The 5,038-nt window shown below is 57.7% G+C and carries 2 rRNA genes; both read right to left on the bottom strand.

Annotated elements, in window-relative coordinates:
* Positions 1-41 precede the first annotated feature (41 nt).
* Positions 42-3,158 (bottom strand): 23S ribosomal RNA (locus tag AC5Y4C_RS20920).
* 287 nt (positions 3,159-3,445) lie between these two features.
* Positions 3,446-4,983 (bottom strand): 16S ribosomal RNA (locus AC5Y4C_RS20915).
* Together the 16S and 23S rRNA genes form the textbook arrangement of a ribosomal RNA operon.
* Between the last annotated feature and the right edge of the window lie 55 nt (positions 4,984-5,038).

Here is a 5,038-nt window from a genome sequence, read left to right as displayed (position 1 = left end):
GGGGGTTGTGGTTGGTTTGGGTGTTGGTGTGGTTGCGTGGTGTGGGTAAGTTTTCGGCCGGTTAGTGCCAGTTCCCTGTGCGCATTGCTGCGTGTGTAGGTCTGGTCTATTGATCCCGTGGTCTGCGGGGGGCCTTATCCCACTTGTATGGGTGAGAAGCCTGGTCTTGGAGAAGGTTTCCCGCTTAGATGCTTTCAGCGGTTATCCTGTCCGAACGTGGCTATCCAGCGGTGCCCCTGGTGGGACAACTGGTGCACCAGAGGTTCGTCCGTCCCGGTCCTCTCGTACTAGGGACAGGTTTCCTCAAGCTTCTGACGCGCGCGGCGGATAGAGACCGAACTGTCTCACGACGTTCTAAACCCAGCTCGCGTGCCGCTTTAATGGGCGAACAGCCCAACCCTTGGGACCTGCTCCAGCCCCAGGATGCGACGAGCCGACATCGAGGTGCCAAACCATCCCGTCGATATGGACTCTTGGGGAAGATCAGCCTGTTATCCCCGGGGTACCTTTTATCCGTTGAGCGACACCCCTTCCACTCGGGGGTGCCGGATCACTAGTCCCGACTTTCGTCCCTGCTTGACATGTTCGTCTTGCAGTCAAGCTCCCTTGTGCACTTGCACTCGCCACCTGATTGCCGTCCAGGTTGAGGGAACCTTTGGGCGCCTCCGTTACGTTTTAGGAGGCAACCGCCCCAGTTAAACTACCCGCCAGGCACTGTCCCTGAACCCGGTTCAGGGTTCGAGGTTAGAAGCCCAATACGATCAGAGTGGTATTTCAACGACGACTCCGCCCACACTGGCGTGCGGGTTTCACAGTCTCCCACCTATCCTACACAAACCGTATCGGACTCCAATACCAAGTTGTAGTGAAGGTCCCGGGGTCTTTTCGTCCTGCCGCGCGTAACGAGCATCTTTACTCGTAGTGCAATTTCGCCGAGTCTATGGTTGAGACAGCTGAGAAGTCGTTACGCCATTCGTGCAGGTCGGAACTTACCCGACAAGGAATTTCGCTACCTTAGGATGGTTATAGTTACCACCGCCGTTTACTGGGGCTTAAATTCTCCGCTTCACCCTTGCGGGTTAACGGGTCCTCTTAACCTTCCAGCACCGGGCAGGCGTCAGTCCGTATACCTCGTCTTGCGACTTCGCACGGACCTGTGTTTTTAGTAAACAGTCGCTTCTCACTGGTCTCTGCGACCCCCACCAGCTTCCCCACGCACGGTGGTTCACCAGCAGGGGCCCCCCTTCTCCCGAAGTTACGGGGGCATTTTGCCGAGTTCCTTAACCATAGTTCTCTCGTACGCCTCGGTATTCTCTACCTGACCACCTGTGTCGGTTTGGGGTACGGGCCGTGTGTGTCCTCGCTAGAGGCTTTTCTCGGCAGCATAGGATCACCGAATTCGCCTCATCCGGCTATGCATCACCTCTCGGACGTATGTGACATCCGGATTTGCCTGGATGTCGTCCTACCGGTTTGCCCCAGTGTTACCACTGACTGGTACGGCTACCTTCCTGCGTCACCCCATCGCTTACCTACTACCAGAGAAGATCCCACGCAGCCGGCCGGCGCCGCACCCCGAAGGGATTGGTCACCGACCTTTTGGATGGTTAGTACCTCTGATTCGGCATGGACGGCCACACACGGGTACGGGAATATCAACCCGTTGTCCATCGACTACGCCTGTCGGCCTCGCCTTAGGTCCCGACTCACCCTGGGCGGACTGGCCTGGCCCAGGAACCCTTGGTCTTCCGGCGGGCAAGGTTCTCACTTGCCTTATCGCTACTCATGCCTGCATTCTCACTCCCCACCCCTCCACAACAGATCACTCTGCTGCTTCACCGAAATGGGGACGCTCCCCTACCCAAACCCACCTGACGGTGAATTTGCCGCGGCTTCGGCGGTGTGCTTGAGCCCCGCTACATTATCGGCGCACAATCACTTGACCAGTGAGCTATTACGCACTCTTTCAAGGGTGGCTGCTTCTAAGCCAACCTCCTGGTTGTCTTCGCGACTGCACATCCTTTCCCACTTAGCACACGCTTAGGGGCCTTAGCCGGCGATCTGGGCTGTTTCCCTTTCGACGCACGGAGCTTATCCCCCGCCGTCTCACTGCCACACTTGACTTGTCGGCATTCGGAGTTTGGCTGACGTCAGTAACCTAGTAGGGCCCATCGGCCATCCAGTAGCTCTACCTCCAACAAGAACCATGCGACGCTGCACCTAAATGCATTTCGGGGAGAACCAGCTATCACGGAGTTTGATTGGCCTTTCACCCCTACCCACAACTCATCCCCTCAGTCTTCAACCTAAGTGGGTTCGGGCCTCCACGCGGTCTTACCCGCGCTTCACCCTGGCCATGGGTAGATCACCCCGCTTCGGGTCCAGAACACACCACTACACCCCCACAACAGGGGATACGCCCTCTTCAGACTCGCTTTCGCTGCGGCTACCCCACCCGGGTTAACCTCGCGACATGTCCCTGACTCGCAGGCTCATTCTTCAAAAGGCACGCCATCACCCCACAACGGGGGCTTTGACGGCTTGTAGGCACACGGTTTCAGGTACTCTTTCACTCCCCTCCCGGGGTACTTTTCACCATTCCCTCACGGTACTGATCCGCTATCGGTCATCAGGAAGTATTCAGGCTTACCGGGTGGTCCCGGCAGATTCACAGCAGATTCCACGGGCCCGCTGCTACTCGGGTATTTGTGACAACAGATGACATGCTTTCGCCTACGGGATTCTCACCCTCTACGACAGACCATCCCAGGCCACTTCGACTAACACATCATTTTCTGACTGCCGCTTGAGCCGGCGGACCCAAGACCACAAACCCCACAACACCACACACACAACCCCCGCCGGGTATCACCATGCGCGCGGTTTAGCCATCCTCCGCGTTCGCTCGCCACTACTAACGGAATCACACTTGTTTTCTTCTCCTACGGGTACTGAGATGTTTCACTTCCCCGCGTTCCCCCCCACTGCCTATACATTCAGCAGTGGGTGACACGACATCACTCGTGCCGGGTTACCCCATTCGGACATCCTCGGATCCACGCTCGGTTGACAACTCCCCGAGGCATATCGCAGCCTCCCACGTCCTTCATCGGCCCCTGATGCCAAGGCATCCACCATGCGCCCTAACACACTTACACACACAAAAAACACTCAACAAAAAGCACAAAGACTAAACTTCAGCCTTTCGCTAGATGCTCGCAACCACTATCCAACACTCAAACACCACACCCCACCACCAAAGCGAGGCGACAACAGAACAGGCCTGTTGCCTCAGGACCCAACAGTGTGTTCGGTGAGCGCCGGCACCACATCCCCGACCGACGACTTCGCTTGCTGCGCACCCAACCCGGCGCCACTACAACGCACGGATCCCTCACGGCTGCACCCCCGCCCACTGCGAGAATGCCCACGTGGTGCTCCTTAGAAAGGAGGTGATCCAGCCGCACCTTCCGGTACGGCTACCTTGTTACGACTTCGTCCCAATCGCCGATCCCACCTTCGACAGCTCCCTCCGGCGAACCGGTTAGGCCACTGGCTTCGGGTGTTACCGACTTTCATGACGTGACGGGCGGTGTGTACAAGGCCCGGGAACGTATTCACCGCAGCGTTGCTGATCTGCGATTACTAGCGACTCCGACTTCACGGGGTCGAGTTGCAGACCCCGATCCGAACTGAGACCGGCTTTGAAAAGGATTCGCTCCACCTCACGGCATCGCAGCCCTTTGTACCGGCCATTGTAGCATGTGTGAAGCCCTGGACATAAGGGGCATGATGACTTGACGTCATCCCCACCTTCCTCCGAGTTGACCCCGGCAGTCTCTCACGAGTCCCCGCCATCACGCGCTGGCAACATGAGACAAGGGTTGCGCTCGTTGCGGGACTTAACCCAACATCTCACGACACGAGCTGACGACAGCCATGCACCACCTGCACACAGGCCACAAGGGAAACGACATCTCTGCCGCCGTCCTGTGCATGTCAAACCCAGGTAAGGTTCTTCGCGTTGCATCGAATTAATCCACATGCTCCGCCGCTTGTGCGGGCCCCCGTCAATTCCTTTGAGTTTTAGCCTTGCGGCCGTACTCCCCAGGCGGGGTACTTAATGCGTTAGCTACGGCACGGATCCCAAGGAAGGAAACCCACACCTAGTACCCACCGTTTACGGCGTGGACTACCAGGGTATCTAATCCTGTTCGCTCCCCACGCTTTCGCTCCTCAGCGTCAGTTACTGCCCAGAGACCCGCCTTCGCCACCGGTGTTCCTCCTGATATCTGCGCATTCCACCGCTACACCAGGAATTCCAGTCTCCCCTGCAGTACTCTAGTCTGCCCGTATCGCCCGCACGCCCACAGTTAAGCTGTGGCATTTCACGAACAACGCGACAAACCACCTACAAGCCCTTTACGCCCAGTAATTCCGGACAACGCTCGCACCCTACGTATTACCGCGGCTGCTGGCACGTAGTTGGCCGGTGCTTCTTCTCCACCTACCGTCACCACAACACACGCTGCGGCTTCGTCGATGGTGAAAGAGGTTTACAACCCGAAGGCCGTCATCCCCCACGCGGCGTCGCTGCATCAGGCTTGCGCCCATTGTGCAATATTCCCCACTGCTGCCTCCCGTAGGAGTCTGGGCCGTATCTCAGTCCCAGTGTGGCCGGACACCCTCTCAGGCCGGCTACCCGTCGAAGCCTTGGTAGGCCATCACCCCACCAACAAGCTGATAGGCCGCGGGCCCATCCCACACCGCAAAAGCTTTCCCCCACCAGGCCATGCGACCAGCAGGGTGTATTCGGTATTAGACCCAGTTTCCCAGGCTTATCCCAAAGTGCAGGGCAGATCACCCACGTGTTACTCACCCGTTCGCCACTCGAGCACTCCCGAAGGAGCCTTTCCGTTCGACTTGCATGTGTTAAGCACGCCGCCAGCGTTCGTCCTGAGCCAGGATCAAACTCTCCAAACAAAAACAGTCCAGAGAAAACATCTGGCAAAACAACACCACACCCACACACGGGAAC

Source organism: Mycobacterium sp. NGS35, from assembly GCF_059812855.1.
The sequence above is the reverse complement of the archived record's forward strand: the minus strand, read 5'-3'. Positions and strand labels throughout refer to the sequence as shown.